24 protein-coding genes are annotated in these 24,843 nt (G+C 73.4%); 19 read left to right on the top strand and 5 right to left on the bottom strand.

Annotated elements, in window-relative coordinates; all coding sequences use genetic code 11:
- The first annotated feature begins 272 nt into the window (after positions 1 to 272).
- The 9 genes from ACOTKD_RS20665 (at position 273) to ACOTKD_RS20625 (ending at position 7,726) form a co-directional block, all read left to right on the top strand.
- Positions 273 to 1,193, top strand: a complete 921-nt coding sequence (locus ACOTKD_RS20665; RefSeq protein WP_424890450.1) for a diiron oxygenase — start codon at positions 273 to 275, stop codon at positions 1,191 to 1,193.
- Entirely contained in the window at positions 1,190 to 2,023 is an 834-nt protein-coding gene (locus tag ACOTKD_RS20660) for an aminoacyl--tRNA ligase-related protein (RefSeq protein WP_424890449.1), read from the top strand. Before ACOTKD_RS20665 ends, ACOTKD_RS20660 begins: the two co-directional genes overlap by 4 nt.
- Positions 2,020 to 2,508 (top strand): holo-ACP synthase, encoded by a 489-nt coding sequence (locus tag ACOTKD_RS20655; protein ID WP_424890448.1) that lies wholly within the window; start codon positions 2,020 to 2,022, stop codon positions 2,506 to 2,508. Before ACOTKD_RS20660 ends, ACOTKD_RS20655 begins: the two co-directional genes overlap by 4 nt.
- Positions 2,480 to 2,719: a phosphopantetheine-binding protein gene (locus tag ACOTKD_RS20650; protein WP_030367940.1), complete on the top strand. Its 240-nt coding sequence runs from the start codon at positions 2,480 to 2,482 to the stop codon at positions 2,717 to 2,719. The genes ACOTKD_RS20655 and ACOTKD_RS20650 overlap by 29 nt, the downstream gene beginning before the upstream one ends.
- The gene (locus ACOTKD_RS20645; protein ID WP_424890447.1) at positions 2,719 to 3,189 is read left to right on the top strand and encodes a MaoC family dehydratase; all 471 of its coding nucleotides are present in this window, start codon (positions 2,719 to 2,721) and stop codon (positions 3,187 to 3,189) included. The genes ACOTKD_RS20650 and ACOTKD_RS20645 overlap by 1 nt, the downstream gene beginning before the upstream one ends.
- Before the next feature lie 35 nt (positions 3,190 to 3,224).
- Positions 3,225 to 4,043, top strand: a complete 819-nt coding sequence (locus ACOTKD_RS20640; RefSeq protein ID WP_424890446.1) for a class I SAM-dependent methyltransferase — start codon at positions 3,225 to 3,227, stop codon at positions 4,041 to 4,043.
- Positions 4,044 to 4,156: 113 nt separating this feature from the next.
- Positions 4,157 to 5,614: a catalase gene (locus ACOTKD_RS20635; RefSeq protein ID WP_424890445.1), complete on the top strand. Its 1,458-nt coding sequence runs from the start codon at positions 4,157 to 4,159 to the stop codon at positions 5,612 to 5,614.
- Between the two features lie 28 nt (positions 5,615 to 5,642).
- On the top strand, positions 5,643 to 6,431 hold the full coding sequence (locus tag ACOTKD_RS20630; RefSeq protein WP_424890444.1) for an MBL fold metallo-hydrolase: 789 nt from the start codon (positions 5,643 to 5,645) through the stop codon (positions 6,429 to 6,431).
- Positions 6,432 to 6,472: 41 nt separating this feature from the next.
- A complete protein-coding gene (locus tag ACOTKD_RS20625) occupies positions 6,473 to 7,726 on the top strand; it encodes a CynX/NimT family MFS transporter (protein ID WP_424890443.1) in 1,254 nt (417 codons plus the stop codon).
- A gap of 48 nt (positions 7,727 to 7,774) precedes the next feature.
- Here ACOTKD_RS20625 and ACOTKD_RS20620 read toward each other — a convergent pair whose 3' ends face one another.
- The 4 genes from ACOTKD_RS20620 to ACOTKD_RS20605 form a co-directional block, all read right to left on the bottom strand.
- Positions 7,775 to 8,965 (bottom strand): magnesium and cobalt transport protein CorA, encoded by a 1,191-nt coding sequence (locus ACOTKD_RS20620; protein ID WP_424890442.1) that lies wholly within the window; start codon positions 8,963 to 8,965, stop codon positions 7,775 to 7,777.
- A gap of 119 nt (positions 8,966 to 9,084) precedes the next feature.
- The gene (locus tag ACOTKD_RS20615; protein WP_424890441.1) at positions 9,085 to 10,221 is read right to left on the bottom strand and encodes a beta-ketoacyl synthase N-terminal-like domain-containing protein; all 1,137 of its coding nucleotides are present in this window, start codon (positions 10,219 to 10,221) and stop codon (positions 9,085 to 9,087) included.
- Entirely contained in the window at positions 10,214 to 10,846 is a 633-nt protein-coding gene (locus ACOTKD_RS20610) for a hypothetical protein (RefSeq protein WP_424890440.1), read from the bottom strand. The genes ACOTKD_RS20615 and ACOTKD_RS20610 overlap by 8 nt, the downstream gene beginning before the upstream one ends.
- Before the next feature lie 107 nt (positions 10,847 to 10,953).
- Positions 10,954 to 11,157, bottom strand: a complete 204-nt coding sequence (locus ACOTKD_RS20605) for a DUF5708 family protein (RefSeq protein ID WP_398384458.1) — start codon at positions 11,155 to 11,157, stop codon at positions 10,954 to 10,956.
- A gap of 239 nt (positions 11,158 to 11,396) precedes the next feature.
- Here ACOTKD_RS20605 and fabG point away from each other — a divergent pair, with 239 nt between their 5' ends.
- The 7 genes from fabG (at position 11,397) to ACOTKD_RS20570 (ending at position 19,149) form a co-directional block, all read left to right on the top strand.
- Positions 11,397 to 12,101 (top strand): 3-oxoacyl-ACP reductase FabG, encoded by a 705-nt coding sequence (gene fabG, locus ACOTKD_RS20600; protein ID WP_424890439.1) that lies wholly within the window; start codon positions 11,397 to 11,399, stop codon positions 12,099 to 12,101.
- A 61-nt stretch (positions 12,102 to 12,162) separates the two neighbouring features.
- On the top strand, positions 12,163 to 13,230 hold the full coding sequence (locus ACOTKD_RS20595) for a glucose-1-phosphate thymidylyltransferase (RefSeq protein WP_424890438.1): 1,068 nt from the start codon (positions 12,163 to 12,165) through the stop codon (positions 13,228 to 13,230).
- Between the two features lie 26 nt (positions 13,231 to 13,256).
- Positions 13,257 to 14,018: an NAD-dependent epimerase/dehydratase family protein gene (locus ACOTKD_RS20590; RefSeq protein ID WP_424890437.1), complete on the top strand. Its 762-nt coding sequence runs from the start codon at positions 13,257 to 13,259 to the stop codon at positions 14,016 to 14,018.
- Positions 14,019 to 14,091: 73 nt separating this feature from the next.
- Positions 14,092 to 15,108 (top strand): dTDP-glucose 4,6-dehydratase, encoded by a 1,017-nt coding sequence (rfbB, locus tag ACOTKD_RS20585; protein WP_424890436.1) that lies wholly within the window; start codon positions 14,092 to 14,094, stop codon positions 15,106 to 15,108.
- Positions 15,084 to 16,283 carry a macrolide family glycosyltransferase gene (locus ACOTKD_RS20580; RefSeq protein WP_424890435.1) on the top strand — a complete coding sequence of 400 codons (1,200 nt, stop codon included), beginning with the start codon at positions 15,084 to 15,086 and terminating at the stop codon, positions 16,281 to 16,283. The genes rfbB and ACOTKD_RS20580 overlap by 25 nt, the downstream gene beginning before the upstream one ends.
- A 57-nt stretch (positions 16,284 to 16,340) precedes the next feature.
- Positions 16,341 to 18,230 (top strand): FAD/NAD(P)-binding protein, encoded by a 1,890-nt coding sequence (locus tag ACOTKD_RS20575; protein ID WP_424890434.1) that lies wholly within the window; start codon positions 16,341 to 16,343, stop codon positions 18,228 to 18,230.
- Positions 18,231 to 18,468: 238 nt separating this feature from the next.
- Positions 18,469 to 19,149 (top strand): 4'-phosphopantetheinyl transferase superfamily protein, encoded by a 681-nt coding sequence (locus ACOTKD_RS20570; protein WP_424890433.1) that lies wholly within the window; start codon positions 18,469 to 18,471, stop codon positions 19,147 to 19,149.
- On the opposite strand, the gene ACOTKD_RS20565 is transcribed toward ACOTKD_RS20570, so the two are convergent.
- Positions 19,139 to 20,416: a helix-turn-helix domain-containing protein gene (locus tag ACOTKD_RS20565; RefSeq protein ID WP_424890432.1), complete on the bottom strand. Its 1,278-nt coding sequence runs from the start codon at positions 20,414 to 20,416 to the stop codon at positions 19,139 to 19,141. The two genes, ACOTKD_RS20570 and ACOTKD_RS20565, sit on opposite strands and share 11 nt — an antisense overlap.
- A gap of 152 nt (positions 20,417 to 20,568) precedes the next feature.
- Here ACOTKD_RS20565 and ACOTKD_RS20560 point away from each other — a divergent pair, with 152 nt between their 5' ends.
- The 3 genes from ACOTKD_RS20560 to ACOTKD_RS20550 all read left to right on the top strand — a co-directional run bounded on the left by ACOTKD_RS20560 (position 20,569) and on the right by ACOTKD_RS20550 (position 24,836).
- Entirely contained in the window at positions 20,569 to 21,804 is a 1,236-nt protein-coding gene (locus ACOTKD_RS20560) for an MFS transporter (protein WP_424890431.1), read from the top strand.
- A gap of 84 nt (positions 21,805 to 21,888) precedes the next feature.
- Positions 21,889 to 23,130 carry an aldehyde dehydrogenase family protein gene (locus ACOTKD_RS20555; protein WP_424890430.1) on the top strand — a complete coding sequence of 414 codons (1,242 nt, stop codon included), beginning with the start codon at positions 21,889 to 21,891 and terminating at the stop codon, positions 23,128 to 23,130.
- Entirely contained in the window at positions 23,127 to 24,836 is a 1,710-nt protein-coding gene (locus tag ACOTKD_RS20550; RefSeq protein ID WP_424890429.1) for a thiamine pyrophosphate-binding protein, read from the top strand. Before ACOTKD_RS20555 ends, ACOTKD_RS20550 begins: the two co-directional genes overlap by 4 nt.
- Positions 24,837 to 24,843 lie beyond the last annotated feature (7 nt).

Here is a 24,843-nt window from a genome sequence, read left to right as displayed (position 1 = left end):
GGCCATCCGGTTTGTGATCCGCGCCACTCAAAAGGTGCTGCAGAGGGCGTATGACCTGCGGCGTTAGTGATCGTCTATGCGTCCATAGATCAACTTTATTGGACTGCCGGGGCGCCGCATGGAAACGTCGCTGTCGCAAACGGTCATCGAAAACCGGCGAACGAATGCCGGCCGAATTCGATGAGAGCAGTACTTCCTTTGTGTCCGGACTCTGAGCCGTCCTGTCCGTCCAGTCGCCCCCGGAGTGACCCCCCTCGGATGCAGGAGGTAGGATGATCAGCGAGCTGATCAGCAAGGACGATCGATTCCAGGAGATCCTGGAGCGCCTCAACCGCAAGTCGGTCGAGGACTACTACAACCCTTACCGGATGTTCGACTGGCCGGATTCCCTGCCGGAACACCGGTGGTGGATGAGCCCCGAGCTCACGACCACCTTCGGGACCGATATCGCCTCCGAACTGAGCGAGGAACAGCTCTACCGGCTGTCCCGGTTCGAGAGCATCAACTTCTACAGCCTGAATGTGGACGGCATTCGCGAGCTCATTGTCGAAGTGACCAGGCGCATTCACACACGGGGCTTCGAGATACCGTCCGAGTTCTTCCACCATTTCATCGGTGAGGAGAACGAGCACATGTGGTTCTTCGCCGAGTTCTGCCTGCGGTACGGCAACAAGATCTACCGCCAGCTGGAGCCGGCCGGGGACGGGGAGGCGTGGTCCGGCGAGGCCGCCAGCTTCCTGGTGTTCCTGCGCATCCTCCTCTTCGAGGAGCTGGTCGACCACTTCAACAGCACGATGGCGGCCGACGAGCGGCTCCACGACACCATCCGGGCGGTCAACCGGATTCACCACCAGGACGAGTCCCGGCACATCGCCTTCGGCCGCGAACTGGTCTCCCTGCTCTTCAAGGACCTGACGGCGAGCGCCTCCGAGGAGGAGCTCGACCGGGTCAGGGCGTACATCCGGCGCTACCTGAACTACAGCTTCGAGTCCCTGTTCAACCCGCACGTCTACCGGGACGCCGGCATTCCCGAACCGTTCGCCGTGCGGCGGCGCCTGCTGGCCTCCCCGCGCAGCGCGGAGTTCCAGCAGCAGGTCTTCCGCAAGCCGCTCAACTACCTCGTCAAGACCGGGATCCTGCCCGACCGGGACCTCGGTTCCGCCCGGACGCCCGTGGGACGGGGGCAGGCGTGACCACGACGCTCTCGACGGCCCAGGGCGGTGCGCTCACCATCCTCGGCCCCGACCAGACCGACCTGCTGCGCGACCTGGACCGCACCCTCACCGGCTGGGCCGCCGAGGCCGGCGCGCGGGAGATCATGCCGCCGCCCGTCTACCCGCTGCGCGACCTGGAGAAGTTCGACGTCTACGCCAACTTCCCGCACCTGCAGTTCGTCGGCGGCCCGCTGGACGTCACCGGTGCCCCGCCGGCACCGGTGGGAGGCGCCTTCGCCAGCCGCGACGTCGACCCCCCGTTCCTCGGGCTGCCGCACTCCAGCTGCTACGGCGCCTACCTCTACTTCGAGCGGCAGTCGGTGGCCCCCGACACCACCATCACCCTCATCAACCGGTGCTTCCGCAACGAGGAGAAGTACGAAGGGCTGAGGCGGCTGCTCAGCTTCCAGATGCGCGAGATCGTGGCCATCGGAACGTTCGAGCACACCCAGGACGTCATCGCCCGCTTCGCCGACCGGATCGAGCGGTTCGCCAAGGAACTCGGCCTGGAGCTGCACAAGGAGGCGGCCTCCGACCCGTTCTTCGAACGGGACGGCGGCCGGGCCCTCCTGCAGCGGCTCAGCCCCGTCAAGCACGAGTTCCAGGCCGACGGACTGGCCATCGCCTCCGTCAACACCCACCGCAACTTCTTCGGCGAACGGTGCGCCATCACCGTCGACGGCACCGGCGAGCACGCCTTCACCGGGTGCGTGGCCTTCGGCCTCGAACGGTGGCTGGCGGTCCTCGGCGACCGGTTCGGCGGCGACCTGCAGGAGGCCCGCGCCGCCGTCAACGCCGCGGCCGCGTGAGCGGCGCCGCGATCCGGGTCGGCGTGGACCTCGTCCCCCTGACCCGGGTGCGGGCCATGACGGACGCCGGCGACGACGCCCGGCTGCACCGGATGCTCACCCCCGCGGAGATCGCTCTGAGCCGCTTCCCCGGCGGCTGGGACCTCCACGGAGTCGCCGGCCGCCTCGCGGCGAAGGAAGCGGTGTTCAAGGTGCTCCACGTCCCCGGCCGGCCGCTCCCCTGGCAGTCCATCGAGATCCTCAAGAGCCCCGGCGAGTGGCCGTTCGTCCGGCTCACCGGGCCCGCGCACCGCTGGGCCGCCGACGCCGGAATCGAAGCCGTCGACGTCAGCATCTCCCACGAAGAACTGTTCGCCGTCGCCGTCGCAGCCACGGCGGCGGCACGCCCCGGGCACCCGCACACGCCCACGCACACGCACACGTACCCGCACATGCACCCGCACAAGGAGGAAACCCATGCCGAGCACCACCTCGTCCAACCTTGACACCGTGCGGAACTGGCTGCTGGCCAAGCACCCCGAGCGCACCTCCATCGCCGCGGACGAGGACCTCATCAAGGCCCGTCTCGTCGACTCGCTCTCCTTCGTCGAGTTCGTCCTGACGGTCGAGGAGGCCAGCGGCGTGGAGATCGACCACGAGGCCATCGACCTCGAGGACTTCCGCACGCTGGAGGCCATCGAGCGGAAGTACTTCTGATGGACCGTCTGGTCCACGCCGAGGACTACACCATCGGCAGCAGCTTCGACCTCGGGTCGCACAAGGTGACGGCCGAGGAGATCACCGCCTTCGGCCGCACCTACGACCCGCAGCCGTACCACCTCGACGAGGAGGCGGGGCGCGCCTCCGCCTTCGGCGGCCTCATCGCCAGCGGGTGGAACACCGCCGCGATCTGGATGCGCCTGTACGTGACGACGCTGCTGCCCGACGCCGCGGCCGAGGGCACCGTCGAGGGCTCGCCCGGCGTCGACGAGGTGCGCTTCCTGCAGCCGGTCCGCCCGGGCGACGTGCTCACCGGCACCTGCGAGATCGCCGCCGTCCTCCCCTCCCTCTCCGCGCCCGACTTCCGCATCGTCCGCAACCGCGGACGCCTGGTGAACGCGGACGGGGACGAGGTCCTGACGCTGATCCTCAACGCCCGCTTCCGGTGCCGTCCCAAGCACGCCTGACCAGATCCTTCCCGATCCCGAGAACGGAGCCCGTCATGGAGACCGTGTCCTACACGTCGCAGTGGACCGCGGCCGCCCGCGCCCTGGAGAGCGAGCGGAGCGACGCCCTCTTCGTCGACCCGCTGGCCCGCGCGCTCGCCGAGCCCAAGGGGTTCGAGCTGCTCGACCACTACGGCGGCGGCGGACTCGTCGAGTTCGTGGCCGTCCGCACCCGCTACCTCGACGACGCCATCAACGACGCGGTGAAGAAGGGGATCCGGCAGGTCGTGCTGATCGCGGCCGGCATGGACACCCGGGCCTACCGGCTGACGCTCCCGCAGGACGTCCGCGTCTTCGAGGTCGACCACCAGGCCCTGATCGACGAGAAGGAGAAGCGCCTCGCCCAGCTGGGGTCCCCGGCGCCGACCGTGAACCTGCAGCGGGTCGGGGCGGACCTCGCCGGGGACTGGTCCGCGGCGCTGCGCGCCACCGACTTCGACCCCGCGCAGCCCACCCTCTGGATCCCCGAGGCCCTGCTCTTCTTCCTGACCGAGGAACAGTCCGCCACGCTGATGCGCACCTTCGCGGCCAACTCCGCCCCCGGCAGCGAGGTCGCGGTGGACATCCTCAGCAAGGCGCTCCTGCGCAGCCCGGCCACCCAGATCTTCCTGTCCTCCCTCAACGAGGACGGGATCCCCTGGCTCTTCGGGACCGACGAGCCCGAGGAGTTCATGGCCGGCACCGGCTGGACCGTGCGCGAGCTCAAGGAGCCGGGCGAGCCCGGCGCCGGCGAGGGCCGCTGGCCGTACGCCGTCCAGCCCCGCGAGGTCAGGGGAGCGGCGCGCAACTGGCTGCTCCGCGCGGAACTCGCCTAGTCGCGTCCCCACCCCCAGCGGCGCAGCCTCCACGGGCTGTGCCGCTCCGGGGCGTTGTGCCGGCGTCCGCCGCACCAGATCGACCGCCAACCGTCAAGCGAAGGGAACGTGCCATGACCGAGAGTCGTCCCGTGACGACCACGGACAGCGGTATCCCGGTACCGAGCGACGAGTTCTCGCAGTCCGTGGGGGCCGACGGGCCCCTGCTGCTGCAGGACCACTACCTCATCCAGAAGCTCGCGCACTTCGACCGCGAGCGCGTGCCCGAGCGGGTCGTGCACGCCAAGGGCGGCGGCGCCTACGGGACCCTGGAGATCACCGAGGACGTCAGCCAGTTCACCAAGGCCGACGTCTTCCGGCGCGGCAAGCGCACCGAGCTGTTCCTGCGCTTCTCCACGGTCGCCGGCGAGCTCGGCTTCGCGGACACCGCCCGCGACCCGCGCGGTTTCGCGGTCAAGCTCTACACCGAAGAGGGCAACTACGACATCGTCGGGAACAACACCCCGATCTTCTTCATCCGCGACCCGCAGAAGTTCCCCGACTTCATCCACTCGCAGAAGCGGCGCGCCGACAACCACCTGCACGACAACAACATGCAGTGGGACTTCTGGACGCTCTCGCCCGAGTCGGCGCACCAGGTCACGATCCTGATGTCAGACCGCGGCACCCCGTACTCCTGGCGGCACATGAACGGCTACGGCAGCCACACCTTCCTGTGGTACAACGCCGCCCGCGAGAAGTTCTGGGTGAAGTACCACTTCAAGACCGACCAGGGCATCAGGAACTTCACCAACGCCGAGGCCGCGGCCGCCGGTGCCGAGGACCCCGACTTCCACATCCGCGACCTCCACGAGGCGATCCGGAAGGGCGACCACCCGACCTGGACCCTCCAGGTTCAGGTCATGCCCTTCGAGGACGCCGCGGACTACCGCTTCAACCCGTTCGACCTGACCAAGATCTGGCCGCACGAGGACTACCCGCCCCTCGACATCGGCACGCTCACGCTCCACCGCAACCCGGAGAACTACTTCGCCGAGGTCGAGCAGGCCGCCTTCGAACCGTCGAACCTGGTCCCGGGGGTCGGGGCCTCCCCGGACAAGATGCTGCAGGGACGGCTGTTCAGCTACCCCGACACCCACCGCTACCGCATCGGCGCCAACTACCTGCAGCTGCCGGTCAACCGGCCCAAGAACGCGGTCCACTCGTACAACCGCGACGGCTCCATGCGGTACGACAACCCGGGCGACCCCGTCTACGCGCCCAACAGCTTCGCCGGCCCGGTCGCCGACCCGCTCCTGCTCGCCGGCGAGCACTACGAGGTCGCCGGCGAGATCGTGCGCAGCGCGCACCGGCTGCACGCCGAGGACGACGACTTCGGCCAGGCCCGCGCCCTGTGGGAGAAGGTCATGACCGACACCGACCGCGACCACCTGGTGGCCAACATCGTCGCGCACGCCTCGGCCCCCGAGGTGCGCACCGGGACCAAGGAGCGCGTCGTCGACTACTGGCGCAGCGTCCACAAGGACCTGGGCGACCGGGTCTCCCGGGGCCTCGGCGTCACCGGGCAGTGATCACCGACAGCGGCACGAGGAGCACACCATGAGTTCGGCCGAGACCGTCACCCTGCGGCGTCTCGCCTGGGCCGGCGTCGAAGTGGCCTCCGGGGACGACCGGATCGTCATCGACGCGCTCAAGAACCCCGCGGACCTCGCGGGGTTCCAGGGCATGCCCCGGCGTCCCCTGCCCGGCATCGAGGCGCCCCCGGGCGTACGGACCCACGCCTTCGTCACCCACCTCCACCCCGACCACTGCGACCGGCTGCTGCTCGCGGAGTTCGCCGCCACCGAGGGCTGCACCGTGGGCTGCCACACCCCGATCGTGGACGCCCTCGGGAAGATGGGGGTGGCCGCCGTCGCACAGGACATGGGCGAGCGCCGCCGGATCGGGCCCTTCACCACCATCCCCGTGCCCTCCCACGACTGGCGCGGCGACGACCAGGTCGCGTGGATCGTGGAGGCCCCCGGGCTGCGCGTCATCCACTTCGGCGACACCATCTGGCACGGAAAATGGTGGGAGATCGCGCGCGAGTACGGTCCCTTCGACGTCGCGTTCCTGCCCATCGCCGGGGTGATGGCCCGCCGCGAGGGCATCACGCCCACCAACCAGCCCGCCACGCTCACCCCGGAGCAGGCCGTCGAGGCGGCGGTCGTGCTGGGGGCGTCGACCGCCTGCGCGATCCACTACGACCTCTTCAACAACCCGCCCTACTACACCGAACAGCACGACGTGCGCGGGCGGTTCCTGCGGGCCGCCGCGGCCCGGGGCATCAACGGCATCGCCCCCGGCGACGGGAAGCCCGTGCCGTTCGCTGCCGCCGCCGCTGCCTGACCGCGGACACCGCTGCCCGACCAGAACCGGAAGGATGGTTCGTGACCCCACCCCCTGAATCGGAAACCACGGTTTCACCGCCCCGCGGGACGGCGGACGAGCCAGGGCCCGGTCCCGCCCGCGGCGCTCCGGGGAGCCGCCGCCTGCTCTGGTACGCGCTGGCGGTGCTGCTGGTCGGGATCAACATGCGGCCCGCCATCGTGGCCGTTTCGCCGCTGCTGGACGAGATCCGGCACGTCACCGGCCTGTCCAACGGCGGCGCCGGCGCGCTGTCGACGCTGCCGCTGATCTGCTTCGGCATCTTCGCCCCGCTCGCGCCCCGGCTGGCCCGCCGCTGGGGCATGGAGCGCACCCTGGTCGCGGTGCTGGCCGTGCTGCTGGCCGGCAGCGCGGTGCGGCTCGCCCCGGAGCTGTTCCCCCTGTTCGCCGGGACGTTCCTGGTCGGCACCGCGGTGGCGATCGCCAACGTGGTCATCACCGCGCTGATCAAACGGGACTTCCCGCAGCAGGTCGGGCTGATGTCCGGCCTGCACACCACCATGCTCGTCGGCGGCGGCGCCGTCACGGCCGCGGCGACCGTGCCGCTGCGCGACGCGCTGTCGCTGACCTGGGCCGGCGGCCTGGCCGTCTGGGGCGTGCTCGCCCTGGCGGCACTGCTGGTGTGGGCACCGAAGCTGCGCCGGGACCGTGCGCAGCCGCCGGTGGCGGCGCAGGCGGGCGGCTCGATCTGGCGGAGCCGCCTGGCCTGGGCGGTCGCCCTCTTCTACGCCTTCCAGTCGCTGCTCTACTACACCGCGACCACCTGGCTGCCGTCGTTCTACATCGACCACGGCTGGAGCGAGGGCGGCGCCGGCGTGCTGCTGGCGGTCTGCATGGGCTCCGCCATGGTCACCTCGCTGCTGGTGCCGGTGTGGGCGCAGCGGTCCCGGCGGCAGAGCTACCTGGCGGTGATCGGCACCGTGCTGTGCATGGCCGCCTTCGCCGGCCTGATCGCGGCGCCGACCGGTGCGGCGGTGCTGTGGGCCGTCGTCCTGGGCCTCGGCCTCGGGGCGGTGCTCTCGCTCGGCATCGCGTACATGTCGATGTGCGCCCGCACCACGCACGACGCGGGCCTGCTGTCCGCGATGTCCCAGTGCGTGGGCTACTTGCTGGCGGCCCTGGGCCCCACGGCCTTCGGCGCCGCCCGCGACCTGACCGGCGCCTGGACCGCGGGGCTGATCGCCCTGGTGGTCCTGGCGGTCCCGATGGGCATCACCGGCGCCCTCGCCGGCCGCGGCGGCCAGGTCACCCGCTAGGAACGGCGGGGTGCGACCCGCACCGCACCCCGCCCCGTCCCCGCCGCCTCAGAGCCAGTCCCGCCGCTTGAAGATGAAGTACAGGCTCGTGCACACCGCTGCCATCAGCAGGATCGCGAACGGGTAGCCGAACGCCCAGTGCAGCTCGGGCATGGCGTCGAAGTTCATGCCGTAGATCGTTCCCACCAGCGTGGGAGCGAACAGGATCGCCGCCCACGACGAGATCTTCTTGATCTCCTCGTTCTGTTCGAAGCCCGCCTCCGCCAGGGCGCGCATCTCCGCGTTCTGCTGCTGGGTGACGAGGGTGGCGTTGACCTGGAGGATGTCCGTGAGGGCCGAGCGGAAGCCGTCGACGCGCTCGCTGGTGTGGGTGACGTGGTCGGCGACGTCGCGGAGGTAGCGCTGGAGTTCGTCGTCGGTGCCGTATTTGGCGAAGCCGGCCATCAGGCCGTGCAGCATGCCGACCAGGGGGCGGGTCGCGCGCTGGAACTCCACCATTTCGCGGGCGAGTTCGTAGATGCGGCGGGAGACCGCGGGGTCGCCGCTGAAGACCTCGGTCTCGATCTCGTCGATGTCGTTCTGCACGCCCGCGACGACGGGGGCGTAGCCGTCGACCACGGCGTCGAGGATCGCGTACAGCACCGCCTCCGGGCCCAGGGACAGCAGTTCCGGGGTGGCCTCCATGCGGCGGCGTACGGCCGACAGGTCGGGGGCGGCGCCGTGCCGGACGGTGATCACGAAGTCGGGGCCCACGAAGAGGTGGAGCTCGCCGAAGTCGACTTCTTCCGGGGCGTCCAGGTAGCGGGCCGCCCGCAGGACCACGAACAGCGTGTCGCCGTAGCGTTCCAGCTTCGGGCGCTGGTGGGCCTCCAGGGCGTCCTCGACCGCGAGCTGGTGCAGGCCGAACTCCTCGGCGAGGGAGAGGAGTTCGCTCTCGCTGGGGCGCTGGAGGCCGATCCACGCCATGCCCTCGGGCTGTTCGCGCAGGCGGCGGTACGTATCCGCCAGGGAGTCCGGCGTGGCGACGCGCCGGCCGTCGCGGTAGACCGCGGCGTGCACGACGCTGCCCGCGCCGCCCCCGGGCCCGCCCCCGGATCCGGCCGCGGGCGCGGCGGGCGGGGTGGCGGCACCGTCGTCCGCGCGGCCGTTCGGCGGGCGGAGCCAGGAGTGCTTCCGGGGGGTGCTGCCGGGGGCGTTCCCGGGCGTGGGGCGCCGGCGGCGCGGAGGGTTTTCGGACACGGGGGACTCCCTCTCGCTCTTCGCTGGACCAGCGAAGAGGATATACGTGCCGAATTCGGCCGCGAGGTTCGGTCACCCTCCGGGCCCGGCCGCCCGGCGGCCCCCGCTGCGCGCGGCCGCTACGCGCGGCGCAGGATCACCGTCGCGTTGTTCCCGCCGAAGCCGAAGCTGTTCACGGCCGCGACCGAGGCCCCGGGGATCTCCAGCGGTGTCATCGGCAGCCGCACGCGCCGGGTCTCCTCGGGCGTGCGCAGCCCCGCGGTCGGCGGGGCGACCCCGGTGCGCAGCGCCATGGCCGCGGCGGCCACGCCGGCGGCGCCGGAGATGTGCAGCAGGTGCCCGATCGCTCCCTTGTGGGAGCTGACCGGGAGCCCTTCCCAGGCGTGCTCCCCGGCCACCGCCTCGACGGCCTGCAGTTCGGCGGTGTCGCCCTGGGGGGTGCCGGTGGCGTGCGCGTGCACGTAGTCGAGGCGGTCGGTGCGGGCCTCGTCGAGCGCCTCGCGCAGGCAGTCGGCGACGGAGCCCCCGTCCGACGCGACGGGTTTGCCGGCCGCGACCCGGCAGCCCGTGCCGGCGACGACGACGTCCGGCTCCAGTCCGCGGGCGCGGGCGCGCCCGGCGGGCTCCAGCACCAGGGCGCCGCCGCCCTCGCCCAGGGAGATGCCCTCCCGGGCGGTGTCGAAGGGCCGGGCCGCCGCCCGGTCCAGCGCCCGGACCACGTCCATGCTGGCGTATTCGTAGTGGTTGAGCGCCGTGGCGCCCGCCACGACCGCCAGCGGGGCCGCTCCCGCGCGCAGCGCCTCGCGGGCGAAGGCGACGGCGAACAGGGCCGAGGCGCAGGCGTGGGTCAGGTGCACGGCGCGGCCGTGCGCGAGGAGGCCGGTCGCGCCGGGCCCCAGGAACTCCCGCTCCTCCGCGTCGAGGGGGGAGTCGAGGGGGGAGCCGGCCGCGGGCAGGGGGGACTGGCCGACGAGGATCACGAGGGCGTCGTCGGGCACCCGCGGCAGCCGGGCCGCCCGCAGGGCGTCCTCGACGGCGGCCGAGGCGTAGGCCTGCTGGTGGCTGCCGGAGGCGCCGGGGCCGGGCTCCGGCGCCTCCGGCACCTCGCCGATGGGTTCGCCCCGGTAGGGTCCGGCGGCGAAGCGCCGGGCGGGGGCGAGGGCGCTGTGCCCGGCGAGGAGGCGGCGCCAGTAGGTGCCGACGCCGCGCCCGAAGGGCGTGAGCAGTCCGAGTCCGCTGATGACGACGTCAGACATGGGCTGTGTGCCTTTCCTGGGCGAGCGCGTCGAGGAGCGCCGACGGGACGGGGTGCTCCGCGGTCCGCGGCGCGGCGGGGGGCGACCCGGCTCCCCACACGGCGGCCACGGCCAGGACGCCGGGGGCGTGCGGGTCCTCGCCGGGCAGCAGGGCGAACTCGCAGACGACGGTGGCGGGCCTGCTCCCCGGAGCCGCCAGCCGCAGCGCCGCGGGCGCGGTCGTCCCCGCGAGGAGGTAGCACCGCCCGCGGTGGCCGGTTTCCGTGAGGTACGGGCGCACCAGCTCGGAGGTCTCCGCCGCGACGGAGTCCGACGGGCGCAGCCGGCGGCCGGTGTCCAGGCAGCGCGCGGCGAGGCGGCGGGCGGCCAGGACGCTGTAGTCGTCGCACAGGACGTACAGCGGGGCGGTGGTGCGCAGCGGCCCGGGCAGGGCGGAGAGCGCGGCGCCGAGCGCGGCGCTCACGGCGGCCACGGGCTTGGTGTGCACGGACGGCTCGCCGAGCAGCGCCTCCGGCCCGGCCGCGGCCGCCGCGGCGGCGAGCGCGGTGTCCGGCACGGCGGGGCCGCCGGCCGCGAGGGAGATCAGGGGGAGAGCGCTCCCCGAGTCGTCGCGGTGTTCCCCCATGCGGCCCTCACCCCTCGTCCGTGCCACGGTCCTGTGGGGTATCTTGCATCAACAGTCATAGCCAGTCAATAAACTGTCAATTCAGCGGAGAGCGTGGCAGTCTCTTGTCAGGAACTGGTCTTGCCGTTCCGGTTGCTCACCGACTGGTACACCCCGTAGAGGAGCTGTATGCCGCCGATAGCCATCAGCACCACGCCCACCTTGGTGAGGGTGAAGACGGGAATGTGGACGTCCTCGGTGAACAGCCGGAGGGCGAGGCCGATGACGAAGCAGATGGCGCCTTCGCTGACGTTCTTTGCGGGGGAAGCCACGGTGATCGGTCTCCTTGCGTGTCGGTGCGGGGTGGGCGGGCGGGCCCCGTGCCCACGAGTCAGGTTAGGTCAGCAGGTGAACGGCGGTCCTCCGTCCACCGGATGAGTTGGTACCACATCGATCGACGGACCCGCGGGCCCGCCGCCTCATCCTCCACCCGGAGGAGACGGCCGGCCGGGCGTGCACGGGGAGAGCCGGAGCCGGGCCCTTGCGGACGGCAGTTGAGGGGGGAGGGGCGGTGTCACGCTCCGCGTTGGTCATCGGAGGGAACCGGGGCATCGGACGGGCGGTCGCGCAGCGGCTCGCCGCGGACGGGAACCGGGTGGCGGTCACCTACCGGAACGGCCCTGCGCCGGATGGTCTGTTCGGGGTGCCGTGTGATGTCACAAAGCTTGACAGCGTGCAGCAGGCCTTTGCTCGGGCCGAGGCCGAGCACGGCCCCGTGGAAGTGCTCGTCGTGAATGCCGGAATTACCCGCGACCGGCTCTTGCTCACGATGTCGGAGGACGATTTCACCGCCGCGCTGCACACCAATCTGACCGGTGCCCACCGGGCCGTCAGGCAAGGGCTGCGCGGCATGGTGCGCGCCCGGTGGGGGCGGATCGTCCTCCTCTCCTCGCAGGTCGCCCTCTCGGGAGAGGCCGGCCAGGCCAACTACGCGGCCTCGAAGGCGGGCCTGATCGGGTTCGCCCGCTCGCTGGCCCGTGAAGTGGGAAGCCGCGGCATCACCGTGAACGTGGTCGCTCCCGGGCTCACCGACACGGACATGGCCGCCGCCCTCCTTGAGGCCCGCAGGGAGGCGATCCTCGCCGGTGTCCCGCTGGGGCGCATGGCCCGGCCCGAGGAAGTGGCGGCGGCCGTCGCCTTCCTCGCCGGCCCCGGCGCGGGCTACGTCACGGGCGCCGTCCTGCCGGTGGACGGCGGTGCGGGCATGGGCCACTGAGCCCCGCCCGTCCCGCCCTTCCCTCCACCCCACCCCACCCGCTTACGTTGACAGGACCGGAATGAAAGCACTCGTCCTCGCCGGCGGCACCGGCAGCAGACTGCGGCCCCTCACCCACACCGGGGCCAAACAACTCGTGCCCGTGGCCAACAAGCCCATCCTCTTCTACGGGATCGAGTCCCTCGTCGAAGCCGGCATCACCGACATCGGCGTGATCGTCGGCGAGACCGAGGAGGAGATCCACGCCGCGCTCGGCGACGGCGCCCGGTTCGGCGCCGCCATCACCTACATCCGCCAGCAGCAGCCGCTCGGCCTCGCCCACGCCGTGCTCGTCGCCCGCGAGTTCCTGGGCGACGACGACTTCGTCATGTACCTCGGCGACAACTTCCTCGTCGGCGGGATCAGCGCACTGGTCGCCCGCTTCGCCGAGGAGCGGCCCGACGCCGGCATCCTCCTCACCCGGGTCGCGCGCCCCCGGGAGTTCGGCATCGCCGAACTCGGCCCCGACGGCGGCGTTCTGCGGCTGGAGGAGAAGCCGGAGGAACCGCGCAGCGACCTGGCCCTGATCGGGGTCTACCTGTTCACGCCGGCCGTGCACGAGGCGGTGCGCGCCATCGGCCCCTCCAAACGGGGCGAGCTGGAGATCACCGACGCCCTCCAGTGGCTGATCGACCAGGGCCGCACCGTACGGCCCACGGTGGTCAGCGGCTACTGGAAGGACACCGGCAACGTCGACGACCTGCTCGAAGTGAACCGCTCGGTGCTGGAGTCCGTGGAGAGCGGCGTCGAGGGCGCGGTGGACGCCGCGAGCGAGATCATCGGCCGCGTGCACATCGGCGAGGGCGCCCGCGTGGTGCGCTCCCGCATCGTCGGCCCGGCCCTGGTCGGCGCCCACACCACCGTCACCGACTCCTACGTGGGCCCCTCGACCTCGATCGCCGGCCACTGCGCCATCGACAACAGCGAGGTGGAGTTCTCCATCGTCCTCGACGGCTCCCGCATCGAGGGCGTGGGGCGCATCGAGGCCTCCGTCATCGGCCGGAACGTGCAGGTCCGCCGGGCCGGGCGCACACCCCGCGCCCACCGCCTCGTGCTCGGCGACCACAGCCGGGTCCAGATCGTCCCCTGACCGCCCAGTCACAGCCGGAGCAGCTCATGGAAGTCATCGGCACCGGATTCCTCGCGGGGAGCCTGCGGCGGATCTCCGCACGGCACGAGGGCGTCGTCGCCCTCGCCGCCGGGGTCTCCGACATCGCGGGCGCCGACCCCGTCCGGGACTTCCGGCGGGAGGCCCGCCTCGTCGCCGGAACGGCCGCGCAGTGCAAGCGGCGGGGCAGGAAACTGCTGTTCTTCTCCACCGCCTCCGCCTCGGTCTACGGCGCGCCCGGCTGCACGGGCACCGAGGAGTGCGCCCACCCCGCCACCACGCCGTACGGCCGGCACAAGCGCATGATGGAGGGGATCGTCCGCGAGGCGGGGTGCGACTGGCTGATCCTGCGGCTGAGCCACGTCGTCGGACCGGGCCAGGCCCCGCACCAGCTCGTCCCCGCCCTCACCCGGCAGATCCTCGGCGGCCGCGTGCACGTCTACCGCGGAGCGTGCCGGGACATCCTGGACGTCCGCGACTTCCTGGACGCGACCGACTCCCTGCTGGCGGCGGGGGCGTCCCGCGAGGTCGTCAACGTCGCCTCGGGCGTCCCGGTCCCCGTCGAGGACATGGTCACGCACATCGGCGCGCTCCTGGGCAGGGAGCCGGAGCGCGAGTACGTCCGGCGCGACCACGGGCACCGGGTCTCGGTGCGCAAGCTCGACCGGATGCTGGGCCGGGCCCCGGGCACCGCCCCGGCCGCCCCCTACCGCGACGTCCTCGACCGCTACGTCCCCGGCTACGCGCTCCCCCCGGCCCCCGGCGCGTGAAACCCCTCCCGGGATCCGCCGGATCCCCTGGCCCGACAGACCGTCACGACCGCGATGAGGTGCGGATCCCTTCATGCATCACGGCAACGTTCCCCTGCGCATCCTGGTGACCGGAGGCGCGGGATTCATCGGTTCGCACTACGTGCGGAGCCTGCTGGGCCCCGGCGGCCCGGCGGAGGTCCGCCTGACGGTGCTGGACCGGCTCACCTACGCGGGCAACCCCGCCAACCTCGCGGCCGTCCGCGACGACCCGCGGTTCGCCTTCGTCCACGGCGACGTGTGCGACGCCGGGCTGATCGACCGGCTCGTCGCCGCGCACGACCAGGTCGTCCACTTCGCCGCCGAGTCCCACGTCGACCGGTCCATCGCCGGCGCCGCCGAGTTCTCCCGCACCAACGTGCTGGGGACGCAGACGCTGCTGGACGCCCTCGTGCGGCACGGCGGCAGGACGCTCGTCCACGTCTCCACGGACGAGGTGTACGGCTCCATCGGCGCGGGCTCCTGGGCCGAGGACGAGCCGCTGCGCCCCAACTCGCCGTACGCGGCCACGAAGGCGGCGGGCGACCTGATCGCGCTCGCCTTCCACCGCACCCACGGCCTCGACGTGCGGGTGACCCGCTGCTCCAACAACTACGGCACCCACCAGCACCCCGAGAAGGTGATCCCGCTCTTCGTCACCCACCTCCTCGACGGCCGCCCCGTACCGCTGTACGGCGACGGCAGCCACGTCCGCGACTGGCTCCACGTCGACGACCACGTCCAGGGCATCGAGCTCGTCCGCACGGGCGGCCGGCCGGGCGAGGTCTACCACATCGGGGGAGGCACCGAACTGACCAACAAGGAACTGACCGGCCTCGTCCTCGAAGCGTGCGGCGCCGGCTGGGACTCCGTCGAGCACGTGCCGGACCGCAAGGCGCACGACGCCCGGTACTCCGTCGACTGCACGAAGATCCGCACCGAACTCGGCTACCGGCCGCGCAGGGACTTCGCGAGCGGACTGGCCGAGACCGTCGCCTGGTACCGGGCGCACCGCACGTGGTGGGAGCCCCTCAAGGAAGGAATGACATGCCGTTCCACATCGCGTTCGTAGGCGTCTCCGGAGACGGCCACATGAACCCGCCGCTCGCCGTGACCGAGGAGCTCGTCCGGCGCGGGCACCGGGTCAGCTGGGCGGTGACGGAGGAGTTCGCCGGCCGGGTCCGGGCGGTGGGGGCCGAGCCCGTCAGCTACGCGTTCACGCTGCCCGAGTACCCGGACGACGACGTCCCCTCCGTCGCCCCGGCCGAGTTCCTGATGGAGGCCCGGGCCACCCTGCCCGTGATCGAGGAGGCCTGGGGCGGGGACCGCCCCGACGCCGTCGCGTACGACGGGCTCGCCTGGGCGGGCCGGGTCCTCGCCGCCAAGTGGCGGCTGCCGGGCGTGGAGATGTGGCCCTCGTTCGTGTCCAACGAGCACTTCTCGCTGGAGGCCGAGTTCCTCGCCGGCCACCCGGTCGACGCCGAACTGCTGGCCTTCGCCCGCGGGATGGCCTCCTTCCTGGCCGAGCACGGCCTCGCCCGGACGCCGGTGAGCCGCTTCCTCGCCCACACCGAGCGGGTGCGGCTGGCCTTCTTCCCGCGCGCCTTCCAGTTCCGCGGCGAGACCTTCGACGACTCCTTCGCCTTCGTGGGCCCCTGCCTGAGCACGAGGGACCGCACCCGGCAGCGGCAGTGGCGGCCGCCGGCCGACGGCCGGCCGGTCCTGCTGATCTCCCTCGGCACCTCGTACAACGACCGGCCCGATTTCTTCAGGACGTGCGGCGAGGCCTTCCGGGACCTTCCCTGGCACGTGGTGCTGTCCTACGGCTCGCGGATCGACCCCGCCGGACTCGGCGAACTGCCCGCCAACGTCGAGGCGCACCCCTACGTCCCCTACCTCGACGTCCTCCCGCACGCCGCCGCCTTCGTCACCCACGCCGGCATGGGCAGCGCCATGGAGGCCCTGACCCACGCCACGCCGATGGTCGCCGTCCCCCAGATGCACGAGCAGGAGGCCGTGGCGGCCCGGATCGCGGACCTCGGGCTCGGGGCCCGCCTCGACCCGGGCGCGCTCGACGCCGCGACGCTGCGCGAGACCGTGCTGAAGGTCGCCGGGGACCCGGGCGTGCGGGACGCCCTGACCCGGATGCGGGACGTGACCCGCGCGGCGGGCGGCGCGGCGGCGGCCGCCGACCGCATCGAGGCGGACCTGGCCCTCCGGGCCGCCGCCCCGCGCGCCGCGGGCTGACCACCCGCGGCACCACGCAAAGGAAAGAGACCGAAGGAAAGGAAAGACGGGGGAGACATGACGGTCGCCGACGCACCGGCCCGCGAGGGGCACGGGCACTGTCCACACCACGAACCGGTGCCCCGGGGCGCACCGGGCACCCACCGGATCTGCGTCATCGGCTGCGGCCCGCGCGGCACGTCGGTCGTCGAGCGGATCCTCGCCAACGCCCCCGGCCTCCTCGGGGGCCGCCGCCTGGACCTGCACGTGGTCGATCCCTTCCCGCCGGGCGCCGGGCGCACCTGGCGGACAGACCAGCCGCGGCTGCTCTGGATGAACTCCGCGGCCGACCAGGTCACCATGTTCCCCGGCGCCTCCGTCACCTGCGAGGGCCCCGCGCGGCCCGGGCCGGCCACCGGGCAGTGGCTCGCCGGGCCGTTCCACGACGGCGCCTACGCCTCCCGCGCCGACCAAGGGCGCTACCTGCGCTGGTTCTTCGAAACGGTCACGCGCGACCTGCCGCCCGGCGTACGGCTGTTCGTCCACCGGGCCCGGGCGGTGGACCTGCGGCGCCCCGCCGCCGGCGGCGGCCAGCGCGTCGTGCTCGACGGCGGGCTGCCGCCGGTCGACGCGGACCAGGTCGTCATCGCCCCGGGCCACCTGGGCGCCCGGCCGGACCCGGCGCCCGCCGGGATCACCCGGATCGGACCCGGCCCCGCCGACCCGCGGCGGCTGGACGGGATCCCGCCCGGGGCGGCCGTCGTCGTCCGCGGCCTGGGGCTGGTCTTCACCGACTGCCTCGCGCTGCTGACCGAGGGCCGCGGAGGGCGGTTCGCCCGGGAGGACGGCCGCCTGCGCTACCTGCCGTCCGGGCGGGAGCCGCACCTGATCGCCGGCTCCCGGCGCGGGGTGCCCCTCCCGCCGCGCCCCGCGGCGACGGCGGCCGCCCCGCCCGGGCCGCCGCAGTTCGCCACCCTCGACGCCTGCCGCGAGATCCTCGGCCGCCCGGGAGCCTCCTTCACCCGCGACGTGTGGCCGCTGGTCGTCGCGGACCTGACGTGGAGCCACTACCACGAGCTGTTCTCGCGGCACCCCGGACGCACCACCATGGACTGGCCGGAGTTCGACGCCCGGTTCCGCAGCCGCCCGGCGGACGGCGCCCGGCGCGAGCAGCTGATCTGCGCGGCCGTCCCCGACCCGGACGACCGGCTCGACCTGGCCCGCCTCGAAGCGCCCCTGGCGGGGCTGAGCTTCGCGGACGCCGAAGACCTCCAGCAGCACGTCCGAGGCCACCTGGCGGAGTCGCTGCGCCGGCGGCGCGACCCGCGGAACACCGCGGAGCCCGCCCTGGTCGCCGCCCTGGCGTCGACGGGCGCCGTCGTCGAGGAGCTGTGGCGGGCCGGCGAGATGGCGCCGCAGGCCGTGGCGGAGGCGCTGGAGCGGTTCGCCTTCGGCGCGTTCCTGAGCTCCGGCCCGCCGCCGCTGCGCGCCGAGCAGCTGCTGGCGCTGGCCGAGGCGGGGATCGTGACGTTCGCCGGCCCCGGCATGACGGTGGAGACGGACGCGGACCGGGGCGTCGTACGGGCCTCCAGCCCGGCCGTCCCCGCCGTGCACGAGGCGCGCGTGCTCCTGGACGCGCGGCTGGAGCAGCCGGCCCCGGAGCGCGTCGGCAACCCGCTGGTCCGCGCCCTGCTGGCCCGCGGTGAGCTGGTCGAGGAGCGGGCGGGGGCGGCCGGGACCGGGATGCTGCGGCTGTCCGGGCCCGCCATGCACCCCGTCGGGGCGGACGGCCGGGTGCACCGGGACCGGGCCGTGGCGGGCCCCGCCCAGTTCCCCCGGCCCGGCACCGACGCGGCGTTCTTCCGCCAGAACGACGTGATCGCCCGGCACGCCCTCGCCGGGGGACCGGCAACGCCCGTGAGCGACCTAGGAATTAACCGGCGGCGAGTGATCGTTCAACGCGGGTAGAGATAACCTGTCATCGACCACAGGAACGCGCAGTAACCACCCAATTGGGTGGCCGGACCGTCGCTGCCCGTGCAGGGGGGCACGGCTGTCGCGCAGTGGCTCGCAGGTGTCCGGCGGGCCGGGCGAGCCCTTTGACACACAGCAGGAAAGCAGCCCATTGACCCGGTGCTGCGAAGGGGGAACAGTGCAGTCCACAGTTGGTGAGCGGGGGACATGGGAACCAGGAGCCGCCTGGTCGATGGAGGACGGGGAACTGCATGTCCTCTCCTTCGACGAGGGTACGCAAGAGGAGGGGGGCGGGGCCGGCCCCGGCCTCGCCGGCGGGTGGGGAACGCGCCGCGAGGAAGCCGGTCCGGGGTGGTTGCGGGCCCTGCTGGGCAGGTTGCTCGGCCGCCCCGCCGAGGAAGTGCCGCTCGTCCGCGACCAGTACGGGCGGCCGCGGCTGGAGGGGCTGCCGATCGGGCTGTGCGTGTGCCGCGACGACGGCCGCCTGATCGTCGCGCTGGCGCACCGCATGACGGTGGCCGTCAGCGCGCACTGCGTGCCCGAGGTGTTCTCGGGCGCGGCGTTCCTGCCGTTCACCCCGCGCGAGCGGCAGGTGGTGGACTCGGTGCAGGAGCCCCAGCAGCCCTGGCTGCTGGCCCGGTTGTGGGCCCGTAAAGAGGCCGCCCTGCGGCTGTGGGGCCCCGGCCGGCTGTCGCTGGCGGACGAGGTGAACGCCCTGCCCGGGGGACGAGGCGGCGCGGTACTCGTCCCCGGCCCCGTGCCGGGGAGCGGGCACGCCCTCCGCCGCGCCTACGTCGTCGATCTGCCGACGGCCGTGCCGGACCGGGTGGTGTCGGCGGCCACCTCCGGGCCGCTGCGCACCGTCCGCACGTGGCAGGCCGGGTGTACGGCTCCGGAGGCGGTCATGGCGTGACGACGGCGCAGTGGTCGGCGGTGCCGGCGGGGGCTCCGGGAACGCTGAGCTCCCGCCAGACCGCCGCCGCGAAGCGGTAGGCCCCGGCCGCCTCGCAGAGGGCGGCCGCGGCCTTGTACTCGGCCTCCGCCTCCTCGGCGCGGCCGGCGGCCCGGTAGGCGCGGGCCAGGGCCACGGTGCAGCGCGCCCGGTCCACCGGAGGCAGCTCCGCCCGGCCGCGCTCGGCCTCCCGGGCCCGCTCCAGGGCCCGTTCCGCGTCGTGGCGCAGCTCGGCGAGCGTGCGGAGCATCGCGAGGCGGGTGGCGTCCGCGGGCGTGCCGAGGACCTCCACCGCCCGGCCGAAGCGTTCCACCAGGGCGCCGGCGGTGTCCGGGCGGTCGGCGGCGAGGTGGAGCAGGGCCGCGGCCCACAGCATCCGCACCCGCACCTTCGCGTCGGCCTCGGGGCCGGTCAGCTCGAGGGCCCGCTCCAGAAGGCCGAGGGCCGGCTCGGGCCGCCCGGCGACGTAGTGGTACTCGGCCGCCGCCCACAGGGCGGTGGCCCGCAACTGGCCCGCGGGCAGGGCGTCCGCGGACCGCACGACGTCGTCGCAGAGTTCTTCGCCGCGCTGCCACTCGCCGCTCTCCAGCCAGCCGGACAGCAGGCTCACCTGCGCCTGGAGGCGCTCGGGGGCGCCCGCCTCGGCGGCCGGGAGGGCGCGCAGCGCCTCCTCGGACAGGCGGACGCTCTCGGAGAGCTTGCCCGAGCCCCGCAGCAGGTCGGCCGTCTCCACGGCGACGCGGGCGCGCAGCTGCGGGGCGGCGCCGGTGAGGGGGTCGGCCAGCAGCAGGCGCAGCGTCTCCTCGCGGGCGGCCTCGTCCCCCAGCCTGCCGTGGGTGGCGGCCAGCTCCCAGCGGGCCTCCCACAGGGCTTCCTCCATGCCGGAACCGGAGGCCTGGCGGATGACGTCCAGAAGCACGTCACGCGCGGCCCCGTGGTCCCCGGCGCGCTGGTACGACCGCGCGGCGACCAGGCGGCCCACCAGTTCGAGGCGGTGCGTGCGCTGTTGCTCGCGCGGGGTTTCGGGGGAGGAGAGCTCGTCGAGCGGGATGCCGAGGCGCTCCGCGATGGCGCGCACCACCTTGGGACTGGGGGTGCGGTGTCCGCTCTCGACGAGGGAGATGTAGCTGGGGGACATTCCGTCCCCGGCGATGTCCGTCTGGGACAGGCCGCGCGCGCGGCGGACCTCCCGCACCCGCCTTCCGAACTCTGGTTGTTCGACCGTCAAGGTTATCGCTCGCTGTTGTGAAGTTTGCCGTACCCGACTCTGACCATGTCGCCGCAGTCTACCGGCGGCAACGGGGTGTGATGCCCGGTTCCAGCCCCTGTTCGCCGCTTCCTTGACCGCACTTTGAACGTTCCCCTAGTCATAATCGAGTCATGCATGAGTCGATAGATGTGACCGAAAAGGGAGGGCGGCGGGGGCGGCGTCGGGGCATGTACGCCCTGCTGTGCGCCGTGGCGATCGGCGCGGTGGGGGAGGCCATGATGGTGGTGGCCGTCCCGTGGTTCGTGCTGCGGACCACCGGCAGCGTGGCCCGCACCGGGCTGATCGTCGCCGTGGTCGCCGTCGGCGTGGCGGTCGCCGGTTTCGCCGCCGGGCCCCTGGTGGACCGCTGGGGATTCAAGGTCATGGCCGTCGCCTCCTACCTCGTGGGCGGCACCGCCGCGGCCCTCATCCCCCTGTGCTACGCCTCCGGCCGGCTCGGGTTCCCCGCCCTCGTCGCGCTGGTCCTCGCGGCGAGCCTGCTCGACATGCCGGGAGCGGCGGCCGTCACCGGCCTCGTGCCGGGCCTCGCGGAGGCGGCCCGCATGCCGCTGGAGCGGGCGAACGCCCTGCTGGGAGGGGTGTACCAGACGGCCCAGCTGTGCGGGCCGCCGCTGGGCGGCGGCGCCGCGGCCCTGCTCGGCACCGAGGGCGTTCTGCTGATCGACGCGGGGGCCTGCGGCCTGGCGGCCGTCGTCATCGCCTGCTGCGTGGCGGCCCCGGCGCGCAGCACCCGCTCCGGCTCCGCCGAGAGCTACCTCGCGGGGCTGCGCGCCGGGCTGCGGACCCTGCGCCGGCACCGCCTCCTGCGCACCCTGACCGCCTCCTCGGCGGCGTTCAACGCGCTGGACAGCGGGATCTCCGGAGTGGTCCTCGTGACGTACGCCTACCAGCACCTGGGCAGCGCGGCCGGCCTCGGCGTGCTGCTCACCGCGTTCGGCCTGGGGACGGTGGCCGGAACCCTGGGGTTCGCCGCGGTGGGGCACCGGTTCGGCCGGCGCGAGGTCTACCTCCGGTCGAGCCTGCTGGCCGGCCTCCTGCTCCTCCCGCTCGCCGCCCTGCCGCCGCTCCCGGCGGGGGCCGCGCTGCTGGCCGTCCTCGGGGCCGTGGCGGCCCCCGTGGGCCCGATCCGCACCGCGGCCCTCCAGCGGCACGTGCAGGAGGAGCAGTACGGCCGGGTGACGGCGGCCGTGGACACCGTCGCCATGACCGCCGTGCCGCTGGGCGCGTCCGCCGCCGTCGCGCTCGTCGGCGGGGTGGGACTGGCCTGGACGATCCTCCTGATCGCGGCGGCCTACCTCCTGGTGGTCGCGTGCTGCTGGGCGGCGCCGGGGCTCCGCGGAATATGACCGGCCGAGTTCGTGACTTTATTTGACAACAGATGACAGGATGTTGACGCTACTTCTTCAAGGACATCATCCTGAGGGGGATTTATGACACATGTTCTCGACCGGTCGGGGGCGGTGGCCGCGGTGGAGGGCGTCCCCTTCGCCGACCGCCTGGAGGCCCTGCAAAGAGTCCGCGGATTCCTCGCCGAGGACCCCGGCCCCGTGCACGAGCTGCTCTGCGAGATCTCCACCCACCGCGCCGCGGCCTATGAGATCGAAGCGGCCGTCAAGACGCTGGACGGCGCGCTCGCCGAAGCGGAGAAGTACCGTCCGGGCCGGGTGCCGCGGCTCGCGGTCTTCATGCCGTCCAACGTCCTGCTCTATTCGTACGTCCTCTACCTGCTGGTCCCCTCGCTCTACGCCGAGCGGCTCGTCTTCCGGCCGTCCAGCCAGGTCAAGGACCAGATGCGACGGCTGCACGAGATGCTGGCCGCCCGGCACCGCCTGCCCGTCGAACTCACCACGGCCAGCCAGCGGGACTTCCTGAACGACCACGTGCTGCCCGCCGAGGCCGTCGTGTTCACCGGCGCCTACGCCAACGCCGAGGAGATCCGGGCCCGGCTCCGCCCCGAGCAGCTCTTCCTCTTCCTCGGCTCCGGCGTCAACCCCTTCGTCGTCGCCCCCGGCGCCGACGTCGCGCAGGCCGTACGGGACGCCGTCGAGATCCGGGTGCTGAACTCCGGCCAGGACTGCCTGGGCCCCGACCTGTTCTGCGTCCACGAGGACCTGCTGGACCCCTTCGTCGACGCCCTGGTCGCCGAGGTCGCGGCCCTGCGCTACGGGCCGTACACCGACCCGGACGCCGACTACGGCCCCATCTTCTACGAGGGAGCCCTGGAGGAGGCCGCGCTGTACCTGGCGCGCAACCGCCGGCGCATCGTGCACGGCGGCGGCGTCGACTTCCGCACCCGCCGCATCGAGCCCGCCGTCGTCGTCGGCGGCGAGGTCACGCCCCGCTTCCAGGTCCCGGAGTTCTTCGCGCCGGTCTTCAACGTCGTGGGCTACCGCGACGCCGACGCCCTCGCCGCGACCCTCACCACGGGCGTGTTCACCGAACGCGCCCTCGGCTCCAGCGTCTACGGACACGCACCGGACCTCGTCGAGGCGCTGCGCCGGCGCACCACCGTGACCGTCGACACGACCCTGATGTCCATCGACGACGGCAACGCGCCCTTCGGCGGCTACGGCCGCATGGCCAACTACATCAGCACGGGCGAGCAGTTGCGGGCCGAGCCGGTCCTCATCTCCAAGGCCGTCGCCGAACACTTCCCGGAGGCGGCACGATGAGCGCGCGCACCTACCCCACCGCCTGGGCGGCGGTCGCCGACCACCTCGGGCACCTCGGCGCCGGCGCCGTCTTCGGCCTGCCCGGCGACGACATGGACCTGCTCGGCGCCCTGGAGGGCACCACCACCGACGTGGTGCTCTGCCGCGACCAGCGCAACGCCGTCCACATGGCGACGGGGTACGCCCTCGCCTCCGGGCGCCCCGCCGTGTGCGCCGTCGGCAAGGGGCCGGCCCTCACCAACACCCTCACCGGGCTCCTGGAGGCCCGGTCCGCCGCCGCGCCCGTCCTGCTCGTCGCCGGCGGCACCCGGCTGGAGAGCCTGGGCACCGGCGCGTTCCAGGAGCTCGACCAGCTCACCGCGGTCCGCCCGTTCACCAAGTGGGCCGTGCGCGTCGACAGCGCCGAACGGCTGCCCGCCGTCCTGGACAAGGCCGTCGCCGTCGCCGTCAACGGCACGCCCGGCCCCGTCTACGTGGAGATCCCCGAACAGATCGCCCTGGAGCCCGTCACCGCCGTCACCCCGTGGCGGCCCGGCACCCCGCAGCGGACCGCCCCGGACGCCGGCGTGCTGCGCGCCACCGCCGAGCTGATCTCGGCGGCCCGCCGGCCGCTGCTGCTGGTGGGCGGCGGGGCCCGGCACCGCAACGCGGACCGGTCCGTGGAGGCGTTCGCCGAACTGCTCGGGGCCGGCGTCTTCACCACGGCCTCCGGGCGCGGCACGGTCGACGAGGACCACCCCCTCTTCTGCGGCGTCTCGGGCCTCTACACGGTCGCGCCCGCCAGCGACCTGTGGCGCGAGGCGGACCTGGTCGTCGCCCTCGGCAGCAGGCTGGAGGAGACGGCGACGTTCGGCTGGCCCGCGCCCGCGGACCTGCCCGTCGTCCAGGTCGTCAGCGGGGAGGACTCCGTGGTCACCGGCCGCCCGGGCGCCCACGTGCTGGGTGACGCGGCCCGTACGGTGGCCGGCTGGACGGAGCTGCTCGCCGGGCACGAGCGACCGGAGCAGTGGGAGGCGCGCGTGCGCCGGGCGAAGGCCGGGCAGGCCGAGCGGGCCGCGCTGCGGGCGCGCGAGGCGGAGCAGGCGGTCACCGGCACCGGCCCGACCGTGGCCCAGGTGCTGGGCGCGCTCGACCGGGCCGTCCCCGCCGACCGGGTCCTGGTGCAGGAGAACGGCCTGCAGGACATGTGGTCGTACTTCTACCCGCACTACTCGTGCGGCGCCACGGGCGGTTCCGTGGTGCCGAGCGAGCAGACGCCGCTGGGCTTCGGCGCCGCCGCGGCCGTCGGCGTCCGCCTGGCCCTGCCGGAGCGGCCCGTCGTCGCCGTGGTCGGGGACGGCGCGTTCAACATCTTCCGCGGCGAGCTGCCCACCCTCGCCGACTGCGGGGCCGCCGTCCTCTACGTCGTGCTGGACAACGGCGGTTACGGATGGCTGCAGACCAACCTCGACCGGGTCTCCGGCGAGGACTCGCGCTTCGCGTTCACCACCCGGCGCCCCACCGGCACCGAGGGCCTCGCCCGCGCCCACGGCCTCGGCCACTGGTCCGTCACGGACCGGGACGACCTCGACCGCGTCCTGGCCGAGGCCTGGCGGACCTGCGCGGCCGGCACCGCCGCCGTGGTCGAGGTGAGCGTCTCGCTCGCCGACTTCCCGCCCGGCATGGACGGGGCCGCGGGGGACTTCCCCGCGCGCGAGGACGCCTGACCGCGAG

Source organism: Streptomyces sp. XH2, from assembly GCF_049725035.1.
GTDB lineage: Bacteria > Actinomycetota > Actinomycetes > Streptomycetales > Streptomycetaceae > Streptomyces > Streptomyces roseoverticillatus.
The sequence above is the reverse complement of the archived record's forward strand: the minus strand, read 5'-3'. Positions and strand labels throughout refer to the sequence as shown.

Excerpts from the sequence above, each read along its gene's own strand:
- ACOTKD_RS20665 (WP_424890450.1), top strand. The coding sequence starts at position 273 with ATGATCAGCGAGCTGATCAGCAAGGACGATCGATTCCAGGAGATCCTG.
- ACOTKD_RS20650 (WP_030367940.1), top strand. The coding sequence starts at position 2,480 with ATGCCGAGCACCACCTCGTCCAACCTTGACACCGTGCGGAACTGGCTG.
- ACOTKD_RS20645 (WP_424890447.1), top strand. The coding sequence starts at position 2,719 with ATGGACCGTCTGGTCCACGCCGAGGACTACACCATCGGCAGCAGCTTC.
- ACOTKD_RS20640 (WP_424890446.1), top strand. The coding sequence starts at position 3,225 with ATGGAGACCGTGTCCTACACGTCGCAGTGGACCGCGGCCGCCCGCGCC.
- ACOTKD_RS20635 (WP_424890445.1), top strand. The coding sequence starts at position 4,157 with ATGACCGAGAGTCGTCCCGTGACGACCACGGACAGCGGTATCCCGGTA.
- ACOTKD_RS20630 (WP_424890444.1), top strand. The coding sequence starts at position 5,643 with ATGAGTTCGGCCGAGACCGTCACCCTGCGGCGTCTCGCCTGGGCCGGC.
- ACOTKD_RS20615 (WP_424890441.1), bottom strand. The coding sequence starts at position 10,221 with ATGTCTGACGTCGTCATCAGCGGACTCGGACTGCTCACGCCCTTCGGG.
- ACOTKD_RS20610 (WP_424890440.1), bottom strand. The coding sequence starts at position 10,846 with ATGGGGGAACACCGCGACGACTCGGGGAGCGCTCTCCCCCTGATCTCC.
- ACOTKD_RS20595 (WP_424890438.1), top strand. The coding sequence starts at position 12,163 with ATGAAAGCACTCGTCCTCGCCGGCGGCACCGGCAGCAGACTGCGGCCC.
- ACOTKD_RS20590 (WP_424890437.1), top strand. The coding sequence starts at position 13,257 with ATGGAAGTCATCGGCACCGGATTCCTCGCGGGGAGCCTGCGGCGGATC.
- rfbB (WP_424890436.1), top strand. The coding sequence starts at position 14,092 with ATGCATCACGGCAACGTTCCCCTGCGCATCCTGGTGACCGGAGGCGCG.
- ACOTKD_RS20580 (WP_424890435.1), top strand. The coding sequence starts at position 15,084 with ATGCCGTTCCACATCGCGTTCGTAGGCGTCTCCGGAGACGGCCACATG.
- ACOTKD_RS20575 (WP_424890434.1), top strand. The coding sequence starts at position 16,341 with ATGACGGTCGCCGACGCACCGGCCCGCGAGGGGCACGGGCACTGTCCA.
- ACOTKD_RS20570 (WP_424890433.1), top strand. The coding sequence starts at position 18,469 with ATGGAGGACGGGGAACTGCATGTCCTCTCCTTCGACGAGGGTACGCAA.
- ACOTKD_RS20560 (WP_424890431.1), top strand. The coding sequence starts at position 20,569 with ATGCATGAGTCGATAGATGTGACCGAAAAGGGAGGGCGGCGGGGGCGG.
- ACOTKD_RS20555 (WP_424890430.1), top strand. The coding sequence starts at position 21,889 with ATGACACATGTTCTCGACCGGTCGGGGGCGGTGGCCGCGGTGGAGGGC.
- ACOTKD_RS20550 (WP_424890429.1), top strand. The coding sequence starts at position 23,127 with ATGAGCGCGCGCACCTACCCCACCGCCTGGGCGGCGGTCGCCGACCAC.